General features: G+C 66.9%; 22 protein-coding genes. 10 read left to right on the top strand and 12 right to left on the bottom strand.

Translation table 11 applies throughout. From position 1 onward, the window contains the following. Window positions 1-191 precede the first annotated feature (191 nt). On the top strand, window positions 192-1,112 hold the full coding sequence (locus ACQP1T_RS07770; protein ID WP_433759278.1) for a cation diffusion facilitator family transporter: 921 nt from the start codon (window positions 192-194) through the stop codon (window positions 1,110-1,112). Between the two features lie 76 nt (window positions 1,113-1,188). Here the strand turns inward: ACQP1T_RS07770 and ACQP1T_RS07765 are convergent, their stop codons facing one another. Together ACQP1T_RS07765 and ACQP1T_RS07760 are read right to left on the bottom strand one after the other, a co-directional pair. Next, window positions 1,189-2,652 (bottom strand): phytoene desaturase family protein, encoded by a 1,464-nt coding sequence (locus ACQP1T_RS07765; RefSeq protein ID WP_433759277.1) that lies wholly within the window; start codon window positions 2,650-2,652, stop codon window positions 1,189-1,191. A 55-nt stretch (window positions 2,653-2,707) separates the two neighbouring features. Continuing rightward, the gene (locus ACQP1T_RS07760) at window positions 2,708-3,292 is read right to left on the bottom strand and encodes a TetR/AcrR family transcriptional regulator (RefSeq protein WP_433759276.1); all 585 of its coding nucleotides are present in this window, start codon (window positions 3,290-3,292) and stop codon (window positions 2,708-2,710) included. Window positions 3,293-3,394: 102 nt separating this feature from the next. Here ACQP1T_RS07760 and ACQP1T_RS07755 point away from each other — a divergent pair, with 102 nt between their 5' ends. Next, entirely contained in the window at window positions 3,395-3,805 is a 411-nt protein-coding gene (locus ACQP1T_RS07755; RefSeq protein ID WP_433759275.1) for a DUF4267 domain-containing protein, read from the top strand. A gap of 155 nt (window positions 3,806-3,960) precedes the next feature. On the opposite strand, the gene ACQP1T_RS07750 is transcribed toward ACQP1T_RS07755, so the two are convergent. Next, window positions 3,961-5,349 carry a cation:dicarboxylate symporter family transporter gene (locus ACQP1T_RS07750; protein WP_433759274.1) on the bottom strand — a complete coding sequence of 463 codons (1,389 nt, stop codon included), beginning with the start codon at window positions 5,347-5,349 and terminating at the stop codon, window positions 3,961-3,963. Between the two features lie 132 nt (window positions 5,350-5,481). Here ACQP1T_RS07750 and ACQP1T_RS07745 point away from each other — a divergent pair, with 132 nt between their 5' ends. Then, entirely contained in the window at window positions 5,482-7,122 is a 1,641-nt protein-coding gene (locus tag ACQP1T_RS07745) for a sensor histidine kinase (protein ID WP_433759273.1), read from the top strand. Next, a complete protein-coding gene (locus ACQP1T_RS07740) occupies window positions 7,119-7,820 on the top strand; it encodes a response regulator (RefSeq protein WP_433759272.1) in 702 nt (233 codons plus the stop codon). Before ACQP1T_RS07745 ends, ACQP1T_RS07740 begins: the two co-directional genes overlap by 4 nt. A 233-nt stretch (window positions 7,821-8,053) precedes the next feature. Here the strand turns inward: ACQP1T_RS07740 and ACQP1T_RS07735 are convergent, their stop codons facing one another. Then, entirely contained in the window at window positions 8,054-8,632 is a 579-nt protein-coding gene (locus ACQP1T_RS07735) for a helix-turn-helix domain-containing protein (protein WP_433759271.1), read from the bottom strand. Window positions 8,633-8,769: 137 nt separating this feature from the next. Here ACQP1T_RS07735 and ACQP1T_RS07730 point away from each other — a divergent pair, with 137 nt between their 5' ends. Continuing rightward, on the top strand, window positions 8,770-9,783 hold the full coding sequence (locus ACQP1T_RS07730) for an NAD(P)/FAD-dependent oxidoreductase (protein ID WP_433759270.1): 1,014 nt from the start codon (window positions 8,770-8,772) through the stop codon (window positions 9,781-9,783). Window positions 9,784-9,834: 51 nt separating this feature from the next. On the opposite strand, the gene ACQP1T_RS07725 is transcribed toward ACQP1T_RS07730, so the two are convergent. From ACQP1T_RS07725 to ACQP1T_RS07715, 3 genes are all read right to left on the bottom strand, one after another. Then, on the bottom strand, window positions 9,835-11,148 hold the full coding sequence (locus ACQP1T_RS07725; protein WP_433759268.1) for a cytochrome P450: 1,314 nt from the start codon (window positions 11,146-11,148) through the stop codon (window positions 9,835-9,837). A gap of 103 nt (window positions 11,149-11,251) precedes the next feature. Beyond that, window positions 11,252-11,974, bottom strand: a complete 723-nt coding sequence (locus tag ACQP1T_RS07720; protein WP_433759266.1) for a TIGR03089 family protein — start codon at window positions 11,972-11,974, stop codon at window positions 11,252-11,254. An 18-nt stretch (window positions 11,975-11,992) separates the two neighbouring features. Further along, entirely contained in the window at window positions 11,993-13,468 is a 1,476-nt protein-coding gene (locus tag ACQP1T_RS07715) for an LCP family protein (RefSeq protein WP_433762057.1), read from the bottom strand. 230 nt (window positions 13,469-13,698) lie between these two features. Here ACQP1T_RS07715 and rfbD point away from each other — a divergent pair, with 230 nt between their 5' ends. From rfbD to ACQP1T_RS07700, 3 genes are all read left to right on the top strand, one after another. Next, window positions 13,699-14,565 carry a dTDP-4-dehydrorhamnose reductase gene (gene rfbD, locus ACQP1T_RS07710; protein ID WP_433759264.1) on the top strand — a complete coding sequence of 289 codons (867 nt, stop codon included), beginning with the start codon at window positions 13,699-13,701 and terminating at the stop codon, window positions 14,563-14,565. Window positions 14,566-14,656: 91 nt separating this feature from the next. Further along, the gene (locus ACQP1T_RS07705; protein ID WP_433759262.1) at window positions 14,657-15,553 is read left to right on the top strand and encodes a glycosyltransferase family 2 protein; all 897 of its coding nucleotides are present in this window, start codon (window positions 14,657-14,659) and stop codon (window positions 15,551-15,553) included. Window positions 15,554-15,695: 142 nt separating this feature from the next. Continuing rightward, window positions 15,696-16,775, top strand: coding sequence for a sugar phosphate nucleotidyltransferase (locus ACQP1T_RS07700; RefSeq protein WP_433762055.1), 1,080 nt, complete (start codon window positions 15,696-15,698; stop codon window positions 16,773-16,775). 8 nt (window positions 16,776-16,783) lie between these two features. Here the strand turns inward: ACQP1T_RS07700 and ACQP1T_RS07695 are convergent, their stop codons facing one another. Continuing rightward, complete coding sequence (locus ACQP1T_RS07695; protein ID WP_433759260.1) at window positions 16,784-18,361, bottom strand: carboxylesterase/lipase family protein; 1,578 nt, start codon at window positions 18,359-18,361, stop codon at window positions 16,784-16,786. 152 nt (window positions 18,362-18,513) lie between these two features. Here ACQP1T_RS07695 and ACQP1T_RS07690 point away from each other — a divergent pair, with 152 nt between their 5' ends. Next, window positions 18,514-18,732 (top strand): FmdB family zinc ribbon protein, encoded by a 219-nt coding sequence (locus ACQP1T_RS07690; protein ID WP_433759258.1) that lies wholly within the window; start codon window positions 18,514-18,516, stop codon window positions 18,730-18,732. Between the two features lie 32 nt (window positions 18,733-18,764). On the opposite strand, the gene ACQP1T_RS07685 is transcribed toward ACQP1T_RS07690, so the two are convergent. The 4 genes from ACQP1T_RS07685 to ACQP1T_RS07670 all read right to left on the bottom strand — a co-directional run bounded on the left by ACQP1T_RS07685 (window position 18,765) and on the right by ACQP1T_RS07670 (window position 23,128). Next, entirely contained in the window at window positions 18,765-19,040 is a 276-nt protein-coding gene (locus ACQP1T_RS07685) for a SelT/SelW/SelH family protein (RefSeq protein ID WP_433759256.1), read from the bottom strand. A 17-nt stretch (window positions 19,041-19,057) separates the two neighbouring features. Next, the gene (locus ACQP1T_RS07680; protein WP_433759254.1) at window positions 19,058-19,444 is read right to left on the bottom strand and encodes a YchJ family protein; all 387 of its coding nucleotides are present in this window, start codon (window positions 19,442-19,444) and stop codon (window positions 19,058-19,060) included. Between the two features lie 527 nt (window positions 19,445-19,971). Continuing rightward, window positions 19,972-20,361: a hypothetical protein gene (locus tag ACQP1T_RS07675; protein ID WP_433759252.1), complete on the bottom strand. Its 390-nt coding sequence runs from the start codon at window positions 20,359-20,361 to the stop codon at window positions 19,972-19,974. 340 nt (window positions 20,362-20,701) lie between these two features. Further along, window positions 20,702-23,128, bottom strand: coding sequence for an AAA family ATPase (locus ACQP1T_RS07670; RefSeq protein WP_433759251.1), 2,427 nt, complete (start codon window positions 23,126-23,128; stop codon window positions 20,702-20,704). Window positions 23,129-23,600: 472 nt separating this feature from the next. On the opposite strand from ACQP1T_RS07670, the gene ACQP1T_RS07665 reads away from it, so the two are divergent. Next, window positions 23,601-26,474 (top strand): DUF5691 domain-containing protein, encoded by a 2,874-nt coding sequence (locus ACQP1T_RS07665; protein WP_433759250.1) that lies wholly within the window; start codon window positions 23,601-23,603, stop codon window positions 26,472-26,474. Window positions 26,475-26,479: the final 5 nt, after the last annotated feature.

The raw sequence follows: 26,479 nt of genomic DNA, 5'->3' as shown, positions 1-26,479 counted from the left end.
CTGTCGCCCGGTCCGCTCGTCTGCTGCCATAGGCTGTTCGTTCGACGCCCCCCAACCGGGCCACGAGCGACGTTCGCGGCCCGTCTCGAGTCCGCGCGCAGGCGCGGCCATGAACTCACCCGAGACACCAGGGGGCCGCGAACACGCAGCGCCGCAGGCGCTGCAAATCGGAGACAGGAGGAACTACCGAGATGTCGGCTGGTGGTGGCAAGAAGGCGATCCTCGCCGCATTGTCGGCGAATGCGGGGATCGCGGCGGCGAAGTTCGTCGGCGCGTTCATCACCGGTTCGGGATCGATGCTGGCCGAGGCGGTGCACTCGGTCGCGGACACCGCCAACCAGGGGCTGCTGCTGCTCGGTCAGCGTCGGGCAGCGCAGGATGCCGATGAATTGCACCCGTTCGGATACGGGCGCAATCGCTACTTCTATTCGTTCATCGTGGCGCTGGTGCTGTTCACGCTGGGCTCGATCTATGCCATCTACGAGGGCATCCACAAGATCCAGCATCCGGAGGAGCTGACCAATCCGATCGTCGCGATCGTCATCCTGTTCATCGCGATCTGCCTCGAGAGCTACAGCTTCATGACGGCGATGCGGGAATCCATCCCGCTCAAAGGCAATTCGAGTTGGTGGCGGTTCATCCGCAATTCGCGCAGTCCGGAACTGCCGGTGGTGCTGCTGGAGGACACCGGCGCGCTGATCGGTCTGGTCTTCGCCTTCGCGGCGGTCGGGCTGACCATGCTCACCGATGATCCGGTCTGGGACGGCATCGGCACCCTGGCCATCGGCGCACTGCTCGGCGTTATCGCGCTGATCCTGATCGTGGAGATGCAGAGCCTGCTGATCGGTGAGGGCGCGACGCCGGAGGAGGACAAGGCGATTCGCGCCAACCTGGTCGACGGCAAGCGCATCGACCGGGTGATCCACCTCAAGACGCAGTATCTCGGGCCGGAGGAGATTCTGGTCGCGGCCAAGATCTCGATCGTGCCGGATCTGGATATCGAGGATATCGCCGCGGCCATCGATGACGCGGAGGCCAGGGTGCGGGCGGCCGTGCCCGCCGCGCGGGTGATGTATCTGGAACCCGACCTTTACCGGACGTCGCGGGCCTGAGTCGTATCGCGCGTGCGTCCTGTCGGGCGATCCAGCCCGGGTGCGCCTGATCTCGGGACGCTTGCCAGGACCATGCTCAAGCGGGATTCGGTGTGCGCAGCAGATCCAATGGATTTGTGTGGATGCCGAACTCCGTGCGCAGCACGTGCCGCGCGGCATTCGAACCGGACATGCCGTGCACACCCGGACCCGGTGGGGTCGAGGCGGAGCAGAGGTAGACGCCGGGTAGCGGTGTGGCGTACGGATTCCAGCGTGCGACCGGGCGGAAGACGAACTGGCGCAGGGTCATCGCGCCCGCGGAGATATCGCCGCCGATGTAGTTGGCATTGTGCGTGGGCATTTCGGCGCCGGTGACGACATTCTTGGCCAGGATCAGGTCGGTGAAGCCCGGGGCGAAGCGTTCCACCTGGGCGATGACGGCGGCGCTGATATCGCGGGTGGAACCGTTCGGCACGTGCGCGTAGGTGTAGAGCGTGTGGCCGCCCGCCGGCGCCCGCGTCGGGTCGACCACGCCCGGCTGAATGGCGAGCACATACGGACGATCGGCGTGTTGTCCTGCGGCGATGGTCTTTTCGACGGCCATGGCCTCGGCGCGAGTGCCGACCAGATGCAGCGTCCCGGCGAGTTCGCAGCCCGGCGCCTGCCACGGCACCGGACCGGACAGCGCGAAGTCGACCTTGCAGGCCGCGCCGCCATAACGGAAGCGGCGCAACCCGTTCGCGTAATGATTCGGCAGCCGGTTCCCCGCAATCCGCAACAGTTCGGCGGGCGCGGTATCCAGCACGATCGCACGCGCGCCACCGAATTCGTCGAGCGAGTCGACGCGGTGCCCGGTGACGAGCTTGCCGCCGAGCCGTTCGAGTTCGGCTATCAGCGCATCCGGAATGGCCTGGCTCCCGCCGCGTGGCAGCACCCAGCCCCCGGCGTGCGCGAGTGTCGCGAGCAGCATGCCCGCCCCGGCCGCGGGGATGGCGCGCGGCGGCGTGATCGCATGGGTGGCAACGCCGGTCAGCAGTGCCGGTGCCGCCTGCTCGCGAAATCGCAGGTTCCACAGGGGCGATCCCTGCTCGAGTACGCGCAGTCCGAAGCGCAGTCCGGTCAGCGGGTCGGCCGGCGGGCGACGCAGATCCGACATCGCGAAATTCACCACCTGCTGCCAATGTCGGACCATCGGTTCGAAGAGCGCACGCCATGCGGCGCCGTCACGGCCGAGACCCGCGGCGGTGCGGTCCAGATCGCGCCACGCCACACCGGCCGTGCCACCGTCGAGCGGATGCGCGTAGGACACCTCGGGCGCGAGCAATTCGACACCGTGCGCGGCCAGATCGAAGGCGCGAAAGAACGGCGACGCCAAGGCCATCGGATGCGCACCGGCACAGACGTCGTGTCGATATCCGGGCAGCGTCAGCTCGGCGGTGCGGCTTCCGCCGCCCGCGGTGGCCTGTGCCTCGTACACCTCGACGGTGAGACCGGCACGGGCCAGGATCACCGCCGCGGCGAGACCGTTGGGACCGGAACCGACCACGACGACATCGGGCATACCTCGATTCTGCCGGGCCGAGCCGGACTCTGCCGTCACCCTCGCGAGGTATCGATCACCCATTCGCTCCCCGATGCGTCCATTGGCCGAGCAGTACCCGGATGCGCTCTTCGCGTAGGTCGTCGACCAGGCGCCCGCTGCGATCCAGCGTGGCGATACCGTGCATGGTGCTCCAGGCCACCTCGGTAACGGCCTGTAGATCGAATTCGCCCGCGAACGGCGCGTATGCGCTCTGTATCTCACCGAACGCGTCGCGCAGCGCCTGCGGCGCCTCCAGGCCGAATTTCAGATCGGTATTGAGCAGGGTTATCGCGTCGTAGCGCGCCGGGTTCTCGGTCGCGAAGTCCAGGTAGCCGCGCACGACAGCCTCGAGGGCCGCGGCCGGATCCTTCGTTGCCACCCGGTTTTCCCGCAGTCGGGCGGCGAGTTCGGCGCACCCCTGCTCCGCGACGGCCGAGACGATGGCCGACTTACCCGCGAAATGGCTGTAGAGCACCGGCTGGCTGTATTCGATCCGTTCGGCCAGGCGGCGTATGGTCACGGCCTCCCAGCCCGAGGTTTCGGCGAGTTCGCGTGCGGTGTCGATGATGCGCTGATGTCGTTCGGCACGTTCGCGTTCTTTGCGGCTCTGCGTGGTCATGGCGAAATTCTAGCAGCGCTAGACAAACTATCGGAGCTCCATTATCGTTGCTCGTATATCTAGCGCTGCTAGATTTCAGAGCAACCGTTCGAGGAGCATTCCATGACCATCTCGCGCATCGCCACCGCCCTCTCCCTCATCGGCGCGGCCTTCATCCTGTACATCGGGATCAGCTACCTGGTCACTCCGGAAACCATTGCCACCGGATTCGGCCTGCCGGAATGGCCGAAGGGTGACGCTGTCGCATTCATGAATCTCAAGGGCGTCCGCGATACCGTCTCCGGGCTGCTCATCCTGGTGCTGCTCGCCACCGAGCAGCGCTACGCCCTCGGCATCGTCACCCTGGTCATCGCGTTGGTCCCGATCGGCGACATGCTCACCGTGCTCAGCTGGGGCGGTTCCACCGCGGCCGCCTTCGGCATCCACGGACTGACCGCCGCACTGGTCGCCGTGACCGGTGTGCTGCTGATCCGCGAGCGGACTGTCGCGAACCGCTCGGCCGTCAGCGCCTGAGCACCGATGAGTCTCGGCGATCGGCCCCGTCGGCCACGGACACGCCACCGCGATCGCCCAGCACTACCTGCATCCGGAGAAGTGGGCCGACTGATTCCACCGACACCACGAAGGGGCCCGCAGATCCTGCGGGCCCCTTCGTTATACGGGGACAGCTAGGCCGGAACCAGATCCTTGGTGTCGTCCTGCTGCGGATGCGAGCCGTGGTCATCGTCGACCATGGTCCGCTCGTCGAAGGGCAGTTTGCGATCGAGGACCGTATGCACCCGGTCCACATCGATCGTCTTGGTCCAGGTACCGATCAGAACCGTGGCGATGGCGTTGCCCGAGAAGTTGGTCAGCGCACGGGCTTCCGACATGAAACGGTCGATGCCGACGATGATGCCGACGCCGTCGAGCAGTTCCGGACGATGGCTCTGCAATCCGCCCGCCAGTGTGGCCAGACCCGCGCCGGTGACACCGGCCGCGCCCTTGGAGGCGACGATCATGAACAACAGCAGGCCGACCTGTTCCCCGATGCCGAGCGGTTTGCCCATCGCGTCGGCGATGAACAGCGAGGCCATGGTCAGGTAGATGGCGGTGCCGTCCAGGTTGAACGAATATCCGGTCGGCACAACGACACCCACGGTGGTCCGTTCGACGCCGAGATGCTGCATTTTGGCGATCAGCCGCGGCAGCGCGGACTCCGAGGAAGAGGTACCGAGGATCAGCAGGTACTCCCGCGCGAGATAGCGGACCAGCTTGAAGACCGAAACCCGCGATACACCCCACAGCAGCACGCCGAGCACACCGAAGATGAACACCAGACAGGTCAGGTAGAACGCGATCATCAGCAGTGCGAGTTGTTTGACCGCATCGAGTCCGGTCTTACCGACCACATTCGCGATCGCACCGAACGCACCGATCGGGGCCAGCCACAGGATCATCGACAGAATCCGGAACACCAGCTTCTGCACCGATGCGACACCGCGCAGGATCGGCTCACCCGCCTTCCCCATCGCCTGCAGCGCGAACCCGACCAGGAGCGCGATGAACAGCGCCTGCAGCACGCTGCCGGTGGTCAACGAGGACAGCAGCGTGGTCGGGATGATGCTCTGGATGAACTCCCAGGTGCCACCGGCGGCATGCGCCTGATCGGCCAGCTTCGCGCCCTGTTTGGCGGTCTTGGCGATATTCATGCCGGAGCCCGGCTCCAGTAGGTTGCCGACGACTATGCCGATGCCGAGCGCGACCGTCGACATGACCAGGAAGTACCCGAGCGCGAGTCCGCCGACCTTGCCGACATTGGCGGCCGAGCGCACCGAACCGATGCCGAGCACGATGGTGCAGAAGATGACCGGCGCGATCATCATCTTGATCAGATTGACGAACATGGTGCCGAGCTGGCCGACGTCCTGACCGAATTCGGGGGCCTGCCAGCCGACCAGAATTCCCGCGATGACGGCGACGATGACGGCCAGATAAAGCCAGTGGGTGCGGTCGCGTGGCACCGGCCGCTGTGCTGTTTCGGCGCTGACCGTTGTTCGGTCGCTGTTATCGGTCATGGTGGGTGAAGTCCCCTTCAAGTGGTACCGGCGTGAGGTGGCTCACGCCCTCACGTGCACAATGTTGGCTGCTAGAGGTGATGGCGGTCACGCTTTGGTGCATTACGTTCAAATTGGCACGAGGGAAAGTAAGTGTTGCGCGGAGAGAAACACGGGGGACGCGGTCGGCTATCGCTGGCCGGACAGGCCTTCGTGCTCCAGCTCGTTGTGCTCGGACTGGTCATCGGAATCGGGGCGGTTCTAGCCGTACTCGACGCCAGGCACGACAGCGATGTCACCACCTCGCGCGAGGTCACCGATGTCGCGTTGGCCGTGGCGGACGCACCATCCACCATCGAGGCCCTGCGCACTCCCGACCCCACCGCCCTGCTGCAACCGGTGACCGAACGGACGCGCAAGACGACCGGGATGGATTTCATCGTGGTGATGGCACCGGATCGAACCCGCTACACCCACACCACACCAGCACTCATCGGGCAACCGTTCAGCGGCAATATCGATCGGGCGCTGGCCGGGGAGACGTTCACCGAGACCTACACCGGAACGCTCGGCCCCTCCATTCGAGCGGTCACGCCGGTCTATGACGACGGGCGCATCGTCGCCTTGGTCTCGGCGGGTGTCACCCGGGCCCGGATCGGCGCTCAGGTCGGTACGCAGTTGCCGTTGATCCTCGGCGTTGCCGCGGCGGGTCTGGTGGTCGCGGCGGCCGGTTCGTTCCTGTTGAGTCGCCGGATTCGTCGACAGACGCACGGTCTCGCGCCGGATGAGCTGCGCACGATGTACGAACAGCACGATGCGGTGCTGCATTCGATCCATGAGGGGCTGGTGGTGTTCGGTCCGAACGCCGACCGCGCGGAGGTCGTCAACGATGAGGCGCGCAGACTGCTGGATCTGCCCGACGGCCCGGTCTCGCGTGCCGATCTGCCGATTTCGATGCAGCGGATGAGTTGGGGGGTGGTTCGTGACGAGATGCATGTGACCACGGACCGGATTCTGCTGGTCAATCAGGATGTCGTCACCTGGGATCGGCGACCGATCGGCACCGTGATAACCATTCGCGACCACACCGAATTGCGCACCGTGATGGGCGAACTCGATTCGGTGCGCGGCTTCGCGGAATCGCTGCGCGCCCAGGCGCACGAATCGGCCAACCGGCTGCACACCGTGATCACCATGGTGGAGTTGGGGCGCTATCGGGAGGCGGTGGAGTTCGCGACCGCGGAACTCCAACTGTCCCAAGCACTGATCGATCGACTGCTCGCCTCGGTCGGCGATCCGGCGCTTGCGGCACTGCTGCTCGGCAAGGTGAACCAGGCCGCCGAGCGCGGCATCGAGCTGACGATCACCGAGGATACGGCGCTCGACTCGACCGCTCCGCTGTCCGCGCAGGAGACGGTGACGCTGGTCGGCAATCTGATCGACAATGCCATCGACGCGGCTGCCGACGGTGCGGTCGGTTGGGTGGAAGTGACTGTAAGTCAACAGGATTCGGCGGATCCGCCGGTAGCACCGCAGTCGGCGGCGTTGGGTTCGGCGCAAGGGGCGAACGGGGATTCGGCACTGTATGTGCGTGTCGCGGACAGCGGACCCGGCATGTCTGCCGAAAGCTTCGCCCGCGCCGCCGAACGCGGCTATTCCACCAAGGCCGATCATCAGGGCCTCGGGCTGGCACTGGTCCATCGGCTCGTCGACCGGCACGGCGGCGTGATCGGCACCGAACGTGATCCGGAAAGTGCCGTGACCGTGACGATCCCACGAAAGGATGCACGATGATCCGAGTGTTGATCGTCGAGGACGAGCCATTGATCGCCGAGGCGCACCGCGCCTATGTCGAACGGATTCCGGGCTTCAGCGCGGTCTCGGTCGCGCACACCGGTCGCGAGGCCATGCGCGCCGCGGCCGATGCCGCAGCCGAGAATGCGCCGATCGACCTGGTGCTCATGGATATCGGACTTCCCGACGCCAGCGGCCTGGATGTGGCAGCCGCCCTGACCGGCCTCGCACCCCGCCCCGACGTCATCGCCATCACCTCCGCGCGCGACCTGGCCATGGTGCGCACCGCCGTCTCCTACGGCGTGGTGCTCTACCTCCTGAAACCGTTCACCTTCGCGGCATTCCGCGACAAACTCGAACGCTACCGCGAATTCCGCACCGCCCTACCCGCGGGCGAAACCGCCATCTCCCAACAGGACATCGACCGCGCCCTCAGCGCCTTGCGCACCTCCGACCAACGCGCCACCGCCCCCAAAGGCGTTGCCCCCCAAACCTTGGACGAAATCTCCCGCACCGTCCGCGACGCCCCCGGCGGCCTCACCGCCGCAGACACAGCCAGCACCGTCGGCGTCTCGCGCATCACCGCATGGCGCTACTTGGAAAAGCTGGCCGAAGACGGCCTGGTCGACCGCAAATCCGACTACGGACGAGCAGGCCGCCCCAAAACCCGCTACATCTGGAAACCCCGCCCGGAATAAGAGGGTCGCGCAGGTAGGTGCGTTGGTGCGTTCAGTCCAGATCCGGATATCCCCATTCCAGATCGATGTCCGCCTCGGGCGCAACACCGCGGATGGCGTCCGTGACGTCGCGTTCGAAGATCACTAACTATCGATTTCCCTGCCGTTCATCGTCATGGCGCAAGTGCCGCACGTGCGGCGTCCACGACGCTCCCCCACGCCGAATCGGTCATGTACTCGACATCGGCGAAGGCTTAGGGCTTGGGGGCGGTGCGGAGGTGCGCGCGTTCGCCTTGTTTGCCGAAAAGGCTCAGGAATTCGACGGGTTCGGGGTCGGCGGTGCCGAACCAGTGCGGGACGCGGGTGTCGAATTCGGCGGCTTCGCCGGGGGTGAGAATTACGTCGTGTTCGCCGAGGATCAGGCGGAGGCGGCCGTTGAGGACGTAGAGCCATTCGTAGCCCTCGTGGGTTCGTGGGTCGGGCTCGCGGCGGATGTTCGGCGGGATGACCAGTTTGTAGGCCTGGATGCCGCCCGCTCGGCGGGTCAGGGGCAGGTAGGTCATGCCGTGGCGGGTGGTCGGGCGCAGGTGGATGCGCGGGTCGCCGGTGGGTGGGGCGTCGACGAGTTCGTCGAGGGTGACGCCGTGTGCCTTGGCCAGCGGCAATAGCAGTTCGAGGGTCGGACGGCGGTCACCGGATTCCAGGCGCGACAGGGTGCTCACCGAGATGCCGGTCTCCCTCGAGAGGTCGCCCAGTGTGGTGTCGCGCTGGCGGCGCAATGCGCGTAACCGAGGTCCGACCGCGTCGAGAGCTCGGCCGAGGTCGTTGTCCATGCCCTCAGTTTGCCATATCGGCAAGTTTGTTTGCCATTATCGCCGACCGGCCTGCATGGTCGTCCAGAGGAGGTGGTCATGTGACCGAGCGAAGCGAAAGAACCCATCAGCACAGCACCGACGGTCGAGGCGGAGCCGTGACCGATCAGCTGGAAGACGGCTATGACGTGGTGGTGATCGGCGGTGGCGCAGCCGGATTGAGCGGCGCGCTGATGCTGGCCAGGATGCGCCGGTCGGTGGTCGTCATCGATGCGGGCCAGCCGCGCAATGCCCCCGCCGAGGGAGTGCACGGACTACTCGCCAGGGACGGGACGCCGCCGGGCGAATTGCTCGAACTCGGTCGGGCCGAGGTCCGCGGCTATGGCGGACATGTGGTGAACGGCCAGGTCATCACGGTCGCGCGGGATGCCGAAGGGTTCGCGGTGTGCCTCGGTGACAGGTCCGTGCGGGCGCGTCGGCTCTTGGTGACCACCGGCCTGGTCGATGAGCTGCCCGATATCGAGGGACTGCGGGAACATTGGGGCCGCGATGTCATCCACTGCCCCTACTGCCACGGCTGGGAGGTACGCGACCAGGCTATCGGTGTGCTCGGTACCGGCCCGATGGGCGTGCACCAAGCGCTGCTGTTCCGTCAGCTGAGCGCCGATGTCACCTACTTCTCACACACCATGCCACTGACAGCCGAACAGTCCGAGGAGTTGAACGCCCGCGGTATTCCCGTGGTGTATGGCGAAGTCACCGCGCTGGAGATCGTCGACGAACGACTCGCGGGAGTGCGGTTGAGCGACGGCACGGTAGTCCCCCGCGAGGTCGCGGTGGTCGGCTCCCGGATGGTCGCCCGAGCGAACTTCCTCGAAGCACTCGGCCTGCAACCCACCGAACACCCGGCTGGCGTCGGCGATTACATCCCCACCGATGCCACTGGTCGAACCGATGTGGCCGGCATCTGGGCCGCGGGCAATGTCACCGACCTGACGGCCCAGGTCGGCGCGGCCGCAGCAGCGGGCGCAGCCGCCGCGGCCCAGATCAACGCCGACTTGGTCGCCGAGGAGACCGCGAAAGCTGTCGCCGGTCTCCGCGCATCCTTCTCAGCCGCGACCGAAGCGCGGCTGTGCGAGGAGGTGATGGGCGACCGGCGGCACGGCATCTGATGCTGCCCGGCCGCAGCCGTGTCGCGCGGCAATGCCGACTGCGCAGAGCCCTCAGACCGTCGTCGGCTCGGGAGCCGGGGTGCTGGCCCGGCGACCGAGCCGAACCGGCATCCGCTCATATCCATGCAGCGTGAACAGCTTTCGACGCTGTGGTGTTCCATCGAGTTGCAGGTCCGGGAACCGCTCGAACAAGGATTGCAGCGCATAGGTCGCCTCCATGCGGGCCAGACTGGCACCGAGGCAGGCGTGGATGCCACTGCTGAATGTCAAGTGCTCCTTGGCATTCGGGCGTCCGACATCGAAGACATCGGGATCGGCGAAGACCGCGGGGTCGCGGTTCGCGCCTGCCAGCGACAGCACCACGGTATTGCCCTTGTGCAGCGGCACACCGTCGAGTTCCAAGTCGGTCGATGCGATTCGCGCCGTCGTCTGCACCGGTGCGTCGATGCGCAGCACCTCTTCGACCGCATTCGGCCAGAGATCGGGTTCGGCGCGCAATCGATCCAATTGTTCGGGATGGGTGACCAATTGGACGACACCGTTGCCGATCAGGTTGACCGTTGTCTCGAAGCCCGCGCCCATCAACAGACTCGCGCTCGCCTTCAAGGCGAAATCGTCGAGTTCACCCGCGGTGACCAGACTGCTGAGAATGTCATCACCCGGTTCGCGGCGCAGTCGGGCGATATGGCCGTCGAGGTAATCGTTCATCACCTCCATCGAACCGAGCGCTCGCCGGAATGCCCGCCAGGAAATCCCGATATCGAGCAGGGGTGTCATTCGATCGCCCCAGTCCAGGAATAACTTTCGGTCCCTTTCCGGGAAGCCGAGCATTTCCGAGATGATGGCGATCGGCACCTGCGCGGCGTACGACTGGATCAGATCGGCCGAACCGCCCGCGGGCAGCGCACCGAGCAGTTCCTCGGTGACCGTTTCGACCCGTTCGCGCAATCGACCGATCGCGCGCGGGGTGAAGGCCGCGGCGACCGGCTTGCGCATCCGGGTGTGCTCCGGCGGGTTGATGACCAGCATGGACGGCGGCTCAACCGGATTGGGCGGCAAGGGAAGTCGCTGGGCGAGCAACTGCAGTGGCTTCGGAATATTGAAGGTATCCGTGGTGCGCACACCGAATCGGTTGTCCCGCAGAACGGCCCGGCACAGTTCGTAGTCGAAGCTCGCCCACGCGATCGAGGTGCGCTGCACCCGCCCCTGCCCGCGCAGCCGCTCGATCAGTGGATAGGGATCGGCCAGACCGTCCGGTCCGCCCATCAGCTGGGCGAATGGATCACCGCGCCGCGCCTGGGTGCGCAGCGCCAGCCGGGGCGCCCCCTGTACCGACAACCACCGGAACCAATACTGCGGCTTCATCACTTCACCAACCCCATCGTTGCGCGACAATTCCACCGTACGTACTCCCCGGCCAGAGTGGAACGTCCCAAGGTCGGACGCCGACCTATACCAGGGTAGGAGCTCAGCCGCGCTGCGCGGTGACCCGCTCGGATTCGATGCGCCGATCGCGCAACGCCGGATCCGGATTGGCCACCTGTACCAGCGAGGCACCCGCGACGAGCACCGCGACGAACCCGTCGATCAGTTCGGCCGGAGTATCCCAGGACGTGCTCGACAGCACCCGGTCGCCTTCGGAAAACCCTTGTAGCACAGCGGATTTCCTGGCCTCGGCGAGCACATCGGAAACCGGCATACCGTCCAGCGCCACCCCGGCGCCGCGCGGCATGAACTGGTCTCCGTGCACCCGCACGGAGGTGGCGAAATCGGTGATGCCGATCGGCAGATCGCGCACCGGCATGCCGAAGGCATCCAACGACAGGGCGGCGACCTCCGCGATACCGTCGGTCTCGTCCAACCGTTCGGCAGTCGCCAGCGCCAGATCGGCATCCGGATCGGGCCGGAGCACCACCTCGGTCCCGGCCCACCAGCAGCCGAGCAGCACCGCGGCGGTCTGCCAGTGCGCGGGCAGCAGCACCGCGACGCGCGCACCCGGGCTCAAGCCGAATTCGTCACGGATCAGGTTGCCGGTCTTGGCCGCCCAGTTCGCCAGGGTCAGCCCGGAGAGTTCGATACGAGCGCCGGTGGCATCGTCGTAGTAGGTGACGCGCGGACCTGCCGGATCGCGCTCCAGGATCGGATCCAGCACCGCCTCGGTGAGTGTCAGCACGTGGTCGTGGTCACGCATCGGTCAATTCACGCATGGTCAATTCACGCATTTCGGTCCGTTCTGGCCTGCGTCGATCGGTGGAGCCGGTGGTACGGGCGTCGCGGTGCTCGACGTTCCGGAGAAGTCGAACATGCTGCCCGCGGTCGAGCCCGGACCAGAATAGTCGCTTGCCAGCACGACGCTGACCGAATCCGGGGACAACGTGCTGTCCGCGACGACCGTCAGCCCGCCGAGCGCCTGCGCGACCGCCTTGGCCTTGGGATTCGAGGTATCCATCGCGAGGACTCGACTGCTGATGACGCTGGGCCCGGTGTAGTTGCCGACCAATCCCTCCTGGAATCCCTTGGCCGTCAACGCCTGTGCCACCTGCCCGGCCAGCCCGCCGATCCCGCTCGCATTGAACACACTGACGCTCACCGATGTCGGATCGATCTTCGGCTCGGCGTGATCCTCGGACTTGCCATCGACCAGCGCAGCCACATACGACTTGACCGCCTTCGGATCAATCCGCACCACCGACTCACCGTCGCTGGTCGTGTCGTTGAGATCGGCGACCGGAATCGTCTCGAAACTGACCTGACCGCCCGAAAGATCCTTCAGCTGTTGCAGAAACGCCAGCACATCCCAGTCGTCGTCCAGCACCACGGTGCGCCCGACCGCATCGCTGAGATTCTGCAACTTGCCCGGATTGCTCAGCGTCTTGGCGCTGAGCACCTGGCCGACCAGTTGCGCCATGAAGACCTGCTGGCGCACGATCCGGTCCAGATCACCGCGCGGCAGATCGTGGCGTTGGCGCACGAAGCTCAAAGCCTGTGGGCCGTCGAGCTTCTGACGCCCCGCCCGGAAGTCCGCGCCGGACATCCATTCGTCCACCGGATTGTTCAGGCATACGTCGACCCCGCCGACCGCCTCGGTCAGCAGCACGAAGCCGAGCAGACTGACCTCGGCGTAGTGGTCGACGGTAATGCCGGTGAGATTGGCCACGGTCTTGATCAGCGCCTGCCGGCCCGCCTGGGTGGACTGCTTCTCCGCGTCGGCCTCCGAAACGCCGTGGTTGATCAGCTTCAGGCGCTGGGCCTCCTTGGTCGAGCCATAGGCCGAGTTGATCTTGCCCTTGCCCATGCCAGGAATGTCGACGTAGGAGTCGCGCGGAATGGAGATGGCGGTGGCGGAGCGGCCGTCGTTCGGGACACGGACCAGCACGATGGTGTCGGTATTGGTGCCGACCTCATCGCCCGCGTGCAGCATGGCGCGCTCATTGCCGCTGAGCGGATTGCCGTGCGCGTCGGTGCGGCTGTCCACACCGACCAGCAGGATGTCGACGGCGCCGTCGCTGCCACCGCCGAGGCCGAGACCGCCGATGCGTTCGATATTGGAGATCAGCGAGTCCACACTGTGCCAGGCGAATCCGGTGATGAGCAGGACCAGCACCGCCCCGACCGCGACGAACGCGCGCAACGGACCCAAGCCGCTTCCGGCTTCGGATAATCGCGACGACGCTGTCGCCCTCATCTTCTGCGGCACCACTGCATCCTCTCGCCAAAAACCGAGCATCCTGCTGCGCTTGCCCGCGCGCTCCCAGCTGATGTACCGACTGCGCAGCGCCGGTTCGTCGAAGCCGACGCGTCGCTGACTCGACCGCCCCGCCTCCGGTAGCCCCCGTCTTGCTTGCCCCGAGGCTAACCGACGGCTACCGCGGCGAACCACAACCGCAGGTGCCACGGCGTGCCAGACTCGTGCCCGTGACCGCGATATCGCCCTCATCGACCGTAGCCGCGCGCCTCGTCGTGACCGGAGCCGGTGGGCAGTTGGCACGCGAACTGTTGCGCCGCGCACCCGACGCCCACGCCTTCGGTCGCGACGAATTGGACATCACCGACGCGGCCGCCGTAAGCGCCGTACTCGAACCCGGTGATGTCGTGCTGAACTGCGCCGCCTACACCGCCGTCGACCAGGCCGAATCCGATCCCGAGGCGGCCTTCGCGGTCAATGCGACCGGACCGGCCGTACTCGCCGCCGCCTGTGCGCAGGTGGACGCCCGATTGATCCATATTTCGACCGACTATGTGTTCGCGGGTACCCATGACAAGCCGTATGACACCGACGACCCGACCGAGCCCGCCACCGTCTACGGCCGATCGAAATTGGCAGGCGAACAGGCCGTGCTGAACACCGCGCCGCACGCTCATGTGGTGCGCACGGCGTGGGTATACACCGGGCGCGGAAGCGATTTCGTCGCGACCATGCTGCGGCTGGAACGCGAACGCGACACCATCGATGTGGTCGACGACCAGCTCGGCTCCCCGACCTACGCCGCCGATCTGGCCGCCGGACTCCTGGAATTGGCCCGTCGACCGGATGCGCCGCGAGTGCTGCACGCCACCAACGCCGGCCAGGTCAGCTGGTTCGAATTCGCGCGGGCGATATTCGCCGAAGTCGGCGCGGATCCGACTCGGGTGCATCCGTGTGACTCGACCGCATTTCCGAGACCCGCACGGCGCCCGGCATATTCGGTTTTGTCCAACCGGTCCTGGGCCGACGCCGGACTGAGGCCATTGCGGCAGTGGAAGGTCGCACTCGGGGACGCGCTGTCGGGGTTGTCACAGTAGGCTGCATGGCCGTGAGGGAGCGACAGCGAGCGAACCATCAACACAGCGTGCAATCGCGCACGACCGAGCCGAGTGTCAGCGAGGCGCAGTCGTGAGTGATTCCGGATCGGCCCAAGGCGGCCTTGTCGTCGTCACGGTGACTTATTCACCCGGCGAGCACCTCGAGCATTTCATCACCACCCTGGCCGCGGCCACCAGCGAAAAACCGCAGGTGATCCTGGCCGACAACGGCTCGGTGGACGGTGCGCCGGAGCTGGCCGCGGAGGCCAACGCACACGTGCGGCTGCTGCGCACCGGCGGAAATATCGGTTACGGCGGCGCGATCAACCGGGCGGTCGCGGAGATCGATCCGAGCGTCGAATTCATCATCATCGCCAACCCGGATATCCGCTGGGGCACCGATTCCATCGACAAACTGCTCGCCGCCGCCAAACGCTGGCCGCGGGCGGGCGCGCTCGGACCGATGGTGCGCGAGCCCGACGGCAGCGTCTACCCGTCCGCACGCTCGGTGCCCGGACTGCTCGACGGCGCCGGACACGCCATCCTCGGCACGGTGTGGCCGTCGAATCCGTGGACCCTGCGCTATCGCCAGGACAACGAGCAGATCTCCGAGCGGGCCGTCGGCTGGCTCTCCGGTTCGTGCCTGCTGGTGCGGCGCGCGGCCTTCGATTCGATCGACGGCTTCGACTCGCGCTACTTCATGTACATGGAGGATGTGGACTTCGGCGACCGGATGGGCAAGGCCGGTTGGCACAACGTCTTCGTGCCCGACGCCGAGGTCACCCATGCCAAGGGGCACGCCGCCGGACGCCATCCCGAGGTGATGCTCCCCGCGCACCACGCGAGCGCGTACCGATTCCAGGCCGATCGGCATCCACACTGGTGGCAGGCGCCGTTGCGGTTGGCGTTGCGAGCCGGACTTGCGATCCGTTCCCGGATTGCGGTTCGATCTGCGCTGCGTCAACAGGCGCGGGAAGCCCAGAGCTGACGTCACGAGTTCGGCACACAACGGTGCCGAACCCGTGTCGCTGGATACTGAGACTGGTGTCGACGCGGAACTGGGCGGTGTCCGGAATCAGTACCGAACCGGGCGCACCACCGAGCACGATCCACTGTGAACAGGGAGCATGATGGCAGGAAATGCAGGCACCGACGCCGTGATTCTGGTCGGCGGCCAGGGCACGCGGTTACGTCCGCTCACCCTGTCGGCGCCCAAGCCGATGCTGCCGACGGCCGGACTGCCGTTCCTGACCCACCTGCTCGCCCGCATCGCGGACGCCGGAATCAGCCATGTCGTGCTCGGCACCTCGTTCAAGGCGGAGGTCTTCGAGGAACACTTCGGTGACGGCGCCGACCTCGGCCTGGAACTCGAATACGTCACCGAGACCGAACCGCTCGGCACCGGCGGCGGCATCCGCAATGTGCTGCCCAAGCTGCGCGCCGACAACATCATGGTGTTCAACGGCGATGTGCTCGGCGGCACCGATCTCGGTGCGATCCTGGATACCCACGAGTCCACGAATGCGGATGTGACACTGCATCTGGTTCGGGTGAGCGACCCGCGCGCATTCGGCTGTGTGCCGACCGATGAGCAGGGGCGGGTCACCGCATTCCTGGAGAAGACGCAGGATCCGCCGACCGATCAGATCAATGCCGGGTGTTATGTCTTCCGGCGCGAATACATCGAGAAGATCCCGGCCGGGCGGCCGGTGTCGGTGGAGCGTGAGGTGTTCCCCGCGCTGCTCGCCGAAGGCGCCCGGGTGCAGGGCCACGTCGATTCCTCCTACTGGCGCGATATGGGCACTCCCGAGGATTTCGTGCGCGGTTCGGCCGACCTGGTCCGCGGCATCGCACCCTCCCCTGCCCTGCCCGGTCAGCGCGGTGAATCCCTGGTTCACGAGGGCGCGGGCGTCGCCCCCGGCGCCCTGCTCATCGGTGGCACCGTCGTCGGTCGCGGCGCCGAGGTAGGCGCGGGCGCTCGCCTCGACGGCGCGGTGCTCTTCGACGGTGCCCGCATCGAGGCGGGCGCGACCGTGGAACGCTCCATCATCGGCTTCGGCGCCCGCATCGGCCCGCGCGCCCTGGTCCGCGACGCCGTCATCGGCGACGGCGCGAACGTCGGCGCCCGCTGCGAACTACTACGCGGGGCCCGCGTCTGGCCCGGCGTCGAGATTCCGGACGGCGGCATCCGCTTCTCGACGGACGTGTAATCGAGGCCTCAGCTGAAGCCGACGGCTTGTTCGCCCCATGCGGTGTGCAGGTCGCGGTCCGGGTCGTCGATTACGCGGTCGATATTGTCGATGAGGAGGGTGGTTCGGGTGCCGGGGCGGTACGGCGGCCAGTGTTTGGAGCCGTCGATGGCAGCTGGGACGCCGTGGGTGGCGAAGGCGAGCCAGCGCCGTTGCATGCGACCGGATACTTCCATGGCTACCTTGCGCCCGCCGAGCCAGAAGGTGGGGTCGTGGTTCAGGGTGCCGAAATTGCCGAAGATATAGGGTAATTCGGTGGCGTGACCGGCGCCGACGCGGGCCGCCTTCAGCATGGGGGTGGCGTGGTCGAAACGGTACATCCAGGTCGGTGAGTGCTCGGCATGGCCGTCGGCGACCCAGTGGGCGGGCATGCGGAAGGCCGCGTCGGTGGACATGGCAAGTGCGCCACGGGTTTTCGCCAGATCCGGATAGGCCGAGGTGATTTCGGCGATCCGCTCCGGCGACATATCCGGATGGTTGGCGGCCACATCGCGCAGCATGGCATTCACCGCATCGGGGGTCACCGGCATGATCGGCGAGCGGAGGACGCGGAACAGCGAGGCCTCGTCTTTATTGGAGCCGATGATCAGCGGCACGCGATGCGAACGGCCCTGTTGGAAGCTGTCGATGGGATAGTTCGGAACCAGATCGCCGTCGACGACGGGCGCCGCGGCGAGTCGACCAGGCTCCTTCAGCGGAATCTCGTCCAGCAGTATGCCCGCGGCGGTCACGATCCGTTCGATCGGGCATTCCAGCAATTCGCTTGCGCGGGAATACGGTAGCTCGATCAGTTCCAGGAAGCGTTGGGCCACAGCTGCGGCCCGCGCCTGACCGAAAACCGTTGTCGCGGGCGGGCTTTGCGCGATCGCCTGGTGGAAAAGGCCAGCGGCGCGCGGTGCGGTCAGTAGCGCGGTCACGCATCCGGCGCCGGACGATTCACCGAACAGCGTCACATTGCCGGGATCGCCGCCGAATGCGGCGATATTGTCGCGGACCCACTCGAGTGCGGCGATCTGGTCGTGCAAACCGAGATTCGGCGTGAAATCGTCGGAGAGCGAGGACAAGTCGAGGAAGCCGAGTGCGCCGAGGCGATAATTGACCGTCACCACGACCACGTCACCGGCTTCGGCCAGCTTGCGACCGTCGTAGATCGCCTGGGCCGCGGTGCCGAGGCAGTAGGCGCCGCCGTGCAACCACACCAGGACCGGCCGCGGCGCACCGGTATCGGCGGAGCTGTGCGGCGACCACACATTCAGCCACAGGCAGTCCTCGCCCATCCGCAGGTCGGAGTCGACCGGGACCATATTGCCCATGGTCTGCGGGGCGATCTCGCCGAAGGTGGTGCACTCGCGGATTCCGTCCCACGGCTGCGGCGGCAGCGGCGGCCGGAACCGGTTCGGGCCGGACGGCGCGGATGCGTACGGAATGCTGCGCCATACCGCGACCGGTCCGTCCCAGCGTCCACTCACGCGGCCCCAGGTCGTTTGCGCGACCGGCTCGGTGTCGCCGACCTCGGAGCCAGGTTCGATATCGAACTGCGTGGTCATATTCCGCACCTCCTGCCTACGACCCGGACAGTGCGCCGCGAGTTTGCTCCGGCCGGGTCCAAGCACCTAGCGATCTCTTATTCGAGAGTACGTCCAGTTGGACAGTGGGATAGGTGGGACGCACCTCTCACCCCTGGCGCTACGCTGGGCCGATGCCGAGTTATAGCTTCCGGTGCCGCAGCTGCGGCGACACTTTCGAGGTGAACCGTCCGATGGCGCAGGCGTCGAATCCGGCGGCCTGCCCGAACGGTCACGATGACACGGTCAAGCTGCTGACCACATTCGCCACGGTCAGCAGGGGTGCCGCGGCACCTGCGCCCGCGCCGCGGCCCGCCGGTGGTGGGTGCTGCGGTGGCGGCTGCTGTTCCTGAATCCGGCGTGGCCGACGTCACGCTCGGTCGGGTCAGTCGCGCTTGTCGACGTGGCCGAGGTCACGGTCCGGTGCGACACGATCGCGCACCCGCTGCTTGAGTATCGCGATATCCGGGAATCCGCCGTCCGCCTTGCGCTCCCAGATCTGATCGCCGTCGATGGTGATGCGGAAGACGCCGCCCGAGCCGGGGATCAGCGCCACCTCACCGAGTTCGGTGGCGAAGGTGCTCAGCAATTCCTGTGCCATCCAGCTCGCGCGCAGCAACCAGCGACATTGCGTGCAGTATTCGATCGCGACACGTGGCATGGGTGGCACGCTACCCGTCACGGCTCGATGACGCCGTCGAGGTAGACCCAGGCGCCGTCCACCCGGGTGAAAGTGCTGACCTCGTGCAGAGATCCGCGTCGATCGGCCTTGTAGTGGGCGATGAATTCCACGACGCCGGTGTCGTCGAATGGTCCGCCGCGCTCGGTGCGCACGATCTCCAGAAACAGCCAGCGCTGTGCGGGATCCAGGTCCAGCGTCTTCGGTCGAGTGCGTGGATGCCAGGACCGCAGCAGATATTCGGTATCGCCGACCGCGAATGCGGTGTAGCGCGAACGCATCAGCGCCTCGGCCGTCGCCGCGGACCGCTCCCCCGCCAGCACCGGTCCACAACAGACGCCGAACGACTCCCCACGCTTACACGGGCACAGCTGCGACTCGTCCATGACCCCGAATCTTCCTCATCGCACAGACCACTACCAGCACCGGGGCCGCTGGGTCGGCCTCGATCAAGATCAGGTGGCACTGGTGGCGGGGGCTATCGGGCGATGCCTGCACAGATTCCACCTGATCTTGATACTCGTGCTGGGGGATGAATGGTTTCGGAGATTGGCGAGGGTTTGGCGTGTCGGGCGGAGTGTCGGGTAAAGGTCGGCTGGTATCGGCGATCCGGGGGCGCTGGGGCGACGAATCACGGTGTGGATATGCGGAAGTGTCGACACCGATCAAGGAGCCCGCCGTGGGACTGCTGAATGTGTTGAACATCTTGGGTACCGGTTCCGCCATTGCCTCGGACAGCATTTCGCTGCTGACCAGCATCCTCGGGCTGTTCGGCATGTTCTGATCCCCGCGTCGATACGGCCATATCATTCGGCCGCCGAACCCATACTCTTGTCGAACGACCCTGCCGCCGGACCGATTCGCTCCGATCGCGAGGCTGATGCACTCCGTCCCTGTGGGTGGCAGCGCGTGGTCAACGGGTGGCGGCTGTGGCCAGGGAGGCGGCGATCGCGGCGGTCTGCTCGCGCCAGCGGCGTAGTTCGGTGACACTCGGGGCGAGTTCGTAATCGTGGTGGTGGGCGGCGCGGGACAGGGCTGCCCATACCGTTGCGACCTGCGCGGCGGTGGCGTCGCCCGCGAATACGCGCAGGGCGAGCAATTGTGCGCGCATCGGGCAGCGCGCCAATTCCGGTGCCACCTTCAACCACAACTCGTCGACGGCCTGTTCGAGCGCGAGCCGCAGAATCCACACCGTCGCCCGCGACCACAACCCGTCCGCATCGGTCACCGACCCGTCGAGCAGCCGATCCACCGCATCGAACCGCTCAGCAACGGTCGGCCGCGGCGGATGCGGTTTCCGCACGGCCCCCTGCTTACTCGCGCCACCCCGCCGTCCCGCCTTCCCCGCCTTGTGCTGCCGAGCCCCCTCACCCCGCCGAGACGTACGACCCTGCCGAGCCGTACCGCTCCGCCCACCAGATTCGTCCCGAACGTCTCGCGGATCCTGGCCGTCGCGCTGATCGCCAAATCCTCGGCGACCGGTGTCATCCGGTCGGGCCCCAACGCGCGTGGGATCGCCAACGCTTCGCGATTCCACGCCATCTTGTTGATCACCATCTCGGGCCCGACCGTCGCCCGACGGACCCGCATCACCAGGTGTCGCGGTCACCGCCAACCCCGAGCTCTCGATGCGCAGTACTCGTTCATCGTCGTAGCCAGCCGACGAACTTCTCGGTGTCCGCGATGAGGTCGCGCATGCTGCGGCCGATGGGGACGTGGGCGCCCGCGGTGGCGTCGCGTAGGGCGTCGACGACCCATTTGCCTTCGCGGGCAAGGTGTTTGTTGAGGTCGTCTACTCGGCCGTCGATACCCATCACCGCGAGCGCGACCATTGCGCGGGTGGTTTGCGCGGCCTCGATATGACGTTCGACGTCGCGGTGGTCCATGCCGTCGGCGAGCAGATTGCGTCGGGCTCTGGCCAGGCTGGCCGCTTCCACCGCGGAGCGGCAGCAGGTGGCCACCAGTTCGTCGGCGATCGCCGGAGGGAGTTGGGGGGTGCGGACGAGCGAGCGGGCGTCGTCGAGGTAGCGGCGGATGGGGTCGCTGGATACGCGCACTTCCACTACCGAGCGCTCGCGGCGCTGCACCTCCAGCACGCTGGCGTCCAGCTGCATGCGCCGCACCGCCTCGGCCAGTCGCTCGTCATGGGTGAAGACGATCACCTGGCGCGTCCACGCCATCACCTCGAGCACCCTGGCCAGGCCGTCCACCTTCGCCGGATCCATGGCCTGCACCGGGTCATCGATCATGACGAAGCGAAAAGGACTGTCCTCCACCGTCGCTCGCGGCAGGAACAGCGAAAGTCCGAGGGCGTGCAGCTCCCCCTGACTCATCACGCCGAGCGCGGCGCCGTCCACCTCGTCGACGGTGACATCGAGCAGTACCCGACGCGCGGTTCCGGCGTTGCCCTGCAATCGAATCGCACCGAGTTCGACATTGCTCTGCTGACGCAGTGTGCGCCAGACCCAGCGCGCGGTGGTCTCCAGCGGCGCCATCCGCTCCCCGCGCAATCCGGCCGTCGCGGATTTGAGCCAATCCTCGGCGCGCTTGAGGGTGCGCAGTTCGCTGCCGTTCGCGACGACCGCGCGCGCCCCCTCCAGCCAGCCGCTGATGCGCGGCACCAGCGGCGACCACACCTCGTCGAGGCGGTTCAGTTCCTTGCGGGTGCCCTGCTGTAGCAGCTCGAGTTCGTCGACCAGGCGTGTGTGCGCACCGCGCAGGCGATCGGGCAGGTCAGGCGTGTAGTCGGCACCGGTCAGCGCGGCCCAGTCCGTCCAGGCACGACGCACCGCGGTGGTGTCGACCGTGGGCGGATTGCGCGGATCGAAATCGAGTTCCGGGGGGATATGTTCCGGCAGCGCGCGGGCGTCGCGCACGGCCTCCCGCAGCGCCGCCCGCGCGGTCGCGAGCGCGTCGACTCGGGAGGTCAGCTCGGCGATCGAGGCGTCCGCACCGCGCGACCATGCCGCGTCCAATTCCCCGCGCCCACAGACCGGGCATGGGCATTCGCCGCTGGCACCGACATGATCGCGTGCCCGCCGCAGCAAATCCAATACGCGCAGATCAGCCTCGGCATCCGCGGTCGAATCGCGGGCGAGCACCGCGCGGCACTCTTCGAGGCGCGCGGCGATGGCTTCCACCTCGGCACCCGATGGCAGGACCAGTCGCACGATTGCCCGCAGCCCGTCCGGGCCGACCGGATTCTCTGCCGTGCCGAGTATTTCGCGACCGATGGCGGTGAGATCCGGGCGGTCCGGGCGCAGTAGCGCCGCCATGCGCACCGCGCGGTCGTCGGCCACCGCACCGAGTGCGGTCACCAGCTCGATGCGTTCCTGACGCGAATCACGCGCGGCGCGTTCGAGTTCCAGTCGGCGAGTGCGAATCCGCTCCTGCGCCACGGTCAATTCATCGAGTCCGAGCAGCCGGTGCAGTGCGTCGAACAGATCGCTCGGTTTGCCGTCGACGAGTGCGCCGAGTTCGCTGTAGGACAGGAAGGGCCGATACAACTCCAGCAGACCGGCCCAGCGGTTCCCGTCGAAATCCGTTGGTGCGGAGCCGGATCGCTGTTCGGTCCAGTGCGCCTGGCCCAGATCGGCCTGCGGTGACCACTCTTTGGCTATGGTCAGCTCGGGATCTGCTCCGGCGGTGAGCAATTCGAGTTCGATGCGCGCCGAACCGCCATCGTGCAGATTCCGCCAACCCTCGCGCCACGCCGCCGCCCGACCGTCCCAGCGACGATTACTACCGGTCAGCACCAGTTCGGCGGCCTCGGCGAAGCTCGACTTACCACTTCCGTTGCGGCCCACCACCAATGTGAGACCGGGACCGGGAGGCAGCTGCAGTGTCGCCTCGGGTCCGATACCGCGGAAGCCGCGCACCCGGATCGCACGCAGGAATATGCCCGCGCCGTCGAATTCGGTTGTCAGATCATCGGACTCGCCGCCACCGAGGGCGCGGAGCACGGTATGCGCGACATCGGGGGTGACCGCGGGATCCGCCGCGAGCCGCCGGGATACCACTTCGGTCAGGCGCGGCACCGTCGCAGTATCGGTTCCGGGATCTGTACGCATGCGTAACCCCCTAGACCACGAACCGCGGCACGTCCTCCAACCCCGCACGGGTATCACTGTTGAAAGTCGAGCGAAACGCTACCCGATGGCGTCGAATTCGCCCACAGCGGCGCCGTTTCGCCTGGTCGGAAGGGGAAATGCGAATCTGCCCGCGGGGATGGTATGGCCATCGGACAGGCTGGGCCCCGCTCGATGTCCACCCCTCGCCAACCCCGGCGGGCAGCTCGATGGTGTGTCACCCGATTCGGGTGGCTCGGTCGGAGCCGAACAGAACAGAATGCCAGAATCGGACAACCAGCACAAGGTGCTGCCGGTGCCGAAACTGTGGTCCGCGCAGCGTATTCCACGAAAAACACCCGCTCACCACCTGACTTGTCGGTGGGGTGCGGTAGAAATTCGGCAACCGAGTTGGGGGAAGATATGACATACAGCCGATCCGGAGCCGCCGGATGAACCAGGCGGGAGCCAACACATGACCGCGCCGTGGACCGAGGAACAGGTCAGCGCGCTCGCACCCGATGCGAGCTCGCTATCGGCCGCGCGCAAGCTCGCCGGGCGCTGGCACGGCACCGGGCAGTCCGACACCGCGCTGTGGGGCCTGTGTCAGGGCAGCGGCGCCAAGCCGTATCAGACGATCGTGGATCTGGCGGGTCCGGCATACAAGTGCTCGTGTCCGAGCCGCAAGTTTCCGTGCAAGCACGCACTATCGCTCCTGCTCACCTGGTCGGGCGGCGCGGTCGCCCACGCCGCGATCGCGGACTTCGCGGCGGAATGGATCAACGCACGCGCGGACCGCGCGGCCGAGCCCGCTACCGACCCGCAGTCCCGCACGGCCAATCCGGCGACCGCCGAACAGCGGCGGGTGCGGGTGACGGCGGGTCTGGAGGAACTCGATATCTGGCTCGGCGATCAGGTACGGACCGGACTGGCCCAGGCAGATCGCTCGTTTCGCGCTTTCGAGGCGATCGCGGCCCGGATGGTCGATGCACAGGCACCCGGTGTCGCCGCCGCATTGCGTCAACTGCCGACCACCGTGGTGACCAGGGCGGACTGGCCCGATGTGGTACTCGCCGAATACGCAAGACTGCATCTGCTGATCGCCGCGCACCGCCGCCTGGACGAATTGTCGCCGCAGCTGCGGGCCAGCATCCGCACCCATATCGGCTATCCGACATCGGCCGAATCCGTGCGCGCCGAACCGGCGGTCCGGGATCAGTGGCAGGTACTCGGCCTCCGAACCAGCGAGGAGGAGCGGCTCTACACGCGCCGAACCTGGTTGTACGGCAGGCGGACTCGACGCTGGGCACTACTGCTCGAGCATTCCTTCGGAGCGCCGAGCTTCTCGGCGGAGGTGCCGCTGCCCGGCATGATGGCCGAGGCGGATCTGCACTACTACCCGAGTGGCGCGCCGCTGCGGGCGCTCTGGGGCGAACGGCACGGCGCGGCCGAACCGTTCACCACCCTGCCGGTCGCCGACGGGACGATCGCCGACGGGACGATCGCCGCCGCATCGACCGAGCATGCCGAGGCGCTCGCGGGCGATCCGTGGCTGCGATCGCGACCGCTGCTGCTCACCGATGTCGTGCCGGTGTGGACCGAAAATGGCTGGTATATCACCGAATCCGACGGCACCGCGCTGCCTGTTGCGGCCACCGAGCAGCCCTGGCGGCTGCTCGGGGTGTCCGGTGGGCATCCGGTGACGCTGGCCGCCGAATGGGGTGCGCCCGGATTGGTGCCGATCTCGGTATTCACCTCCGGTGAGGTGGTCGATGTCGGTAGTACGGAGTTCGGCACGCGTGCGGCGTCGAATGCGCCCGCCGCGTCGGTATCGCCGGAGTTGACCTCGGTGGCGCTGCTCGGCACGGCCCGGAGGGCGGCGGATCCCACGCGGCTGGAGGCTCCGGTGGCGGCCGCCGCGACCCGATTGCGCACCGATCCGGCACTGCTGCTGCTCGAATCCGCCGCGCTGCGTGGCGCTTTCGCGCGCGGCGGCATATCCGCCAGCACGGCGACCAAACCCGAACCCGCCATGGATGACGCACGGCGTCTCCTGCCCCGCGCTGCGGCATCCCGCCTCGCCCGCCTGTTGCGGGACCGGTCGCCCTTCCTGCCCGAATGGTTCGCGGCCGCAGTGCCATTCGACTATCGCGCCCCGGATGCCTTGTGCGCGTCACTGCTGGAGCAGGCGAAGGCGAATGCCGAACTGCGCGAGCCGCTATTGCGCCTGGCCGGAATCCGCGGACGCTGGCTGGCCGACCAACATCCGGACTGGCGCGATCTGGTGCGCCGAGGTCCTTCCGATGCGCCGACGGAGCAGAGCTGGCTGTTCGGCCAACCACCCGAACGCCGCGCATGGCTCACCGGACTGCGCCACCGAGATGCCAAGGCCGCACGGGAAGCACTGACCGCGGCTTGGCCGAAGGAATCCGGTCCGCTGAAGGCCGAGCTACTCGCCGTACTCGCCGATGGGATTTCGGCCGACGACGAACCGCTGCTGGAGACGGCGCTGGACGATCGGCGATCGGATGTCCGTCGAGTCGCGGCCGGACTGCTGCCGCTGCTGCCGAATTCGGCATTCACCCAGCGCATGACTCGGCGCGCGAGCGCATGGGTCACGGTCGAACATCTGCTGCTGCATCCGAATCTGGTTGTCCGCATTCCGGAGGAGCTCGACGATGCCGACCGCAGAGATGGCATCAACGATCGAACCGTGGAGTTCACCTATCGCTGGGACGGCGCGCCGGATCTGCGTGCGGGTCGGCTGCGGCAACTCGTCGCGGCGACACCGTTGACGCACTGGGAGTCCGAACTCGGCGCACCGGATAAGGCCACCCGGGCCAAGATCAGTGACCGGTTCCGGCAGCCGCTGTTCGACGGCTGGGTGGATGCCGCACTGGCACAACAGGATCCGGCTTGGGCGCGGGCGCTGTTCGACGCCGGCGTGCCGACCGATCTGGCGATGCTGCGGCGGCGCGAATTGTTCGCACTGCTGCCACTGCCCGATCGCACCCGGCATCTGCTGCAATTGGACGGTGCGTGGCTCTCCGAGCTCGAGGCGTTGCTGCCCGCCATGGGCCATCCGTGGCCGAAACCTCTTGCCCAACACCTGATTCTGTTGTTGTTCGAACGCGCACGTGCCGCGGCCAAACGCCCGGAAGCGCACGGCACCGGCCCGAGCGCACATCGGTCGCTGCTGTCCGCGGCGGCCGTGCATCTACCCATCGGCGCGGCGCGGACGGCCACAGCGGTGGCGCGCCGATGCGCCGATCCCAATTGGGAGCGAGCCTTCGATCAGCTCGCCCATGACCTCAACCACCGCTCGATGATGCTCGAGGAGTTGCAGTGACCACT

It is taken from the genome of Nocardia sp. CA-135398 (assembly GCF_050955845.1).
Lineage (GTDB): Bacteria > Actinomycetota > Actinomycetes > Mycobacteriales > Mycobacteriaceae > Nocardia.
Note: the sequence above shows the minus strand (reverse complement) of the source record. Positions and strands in the feature narration are given on the sequence as shown.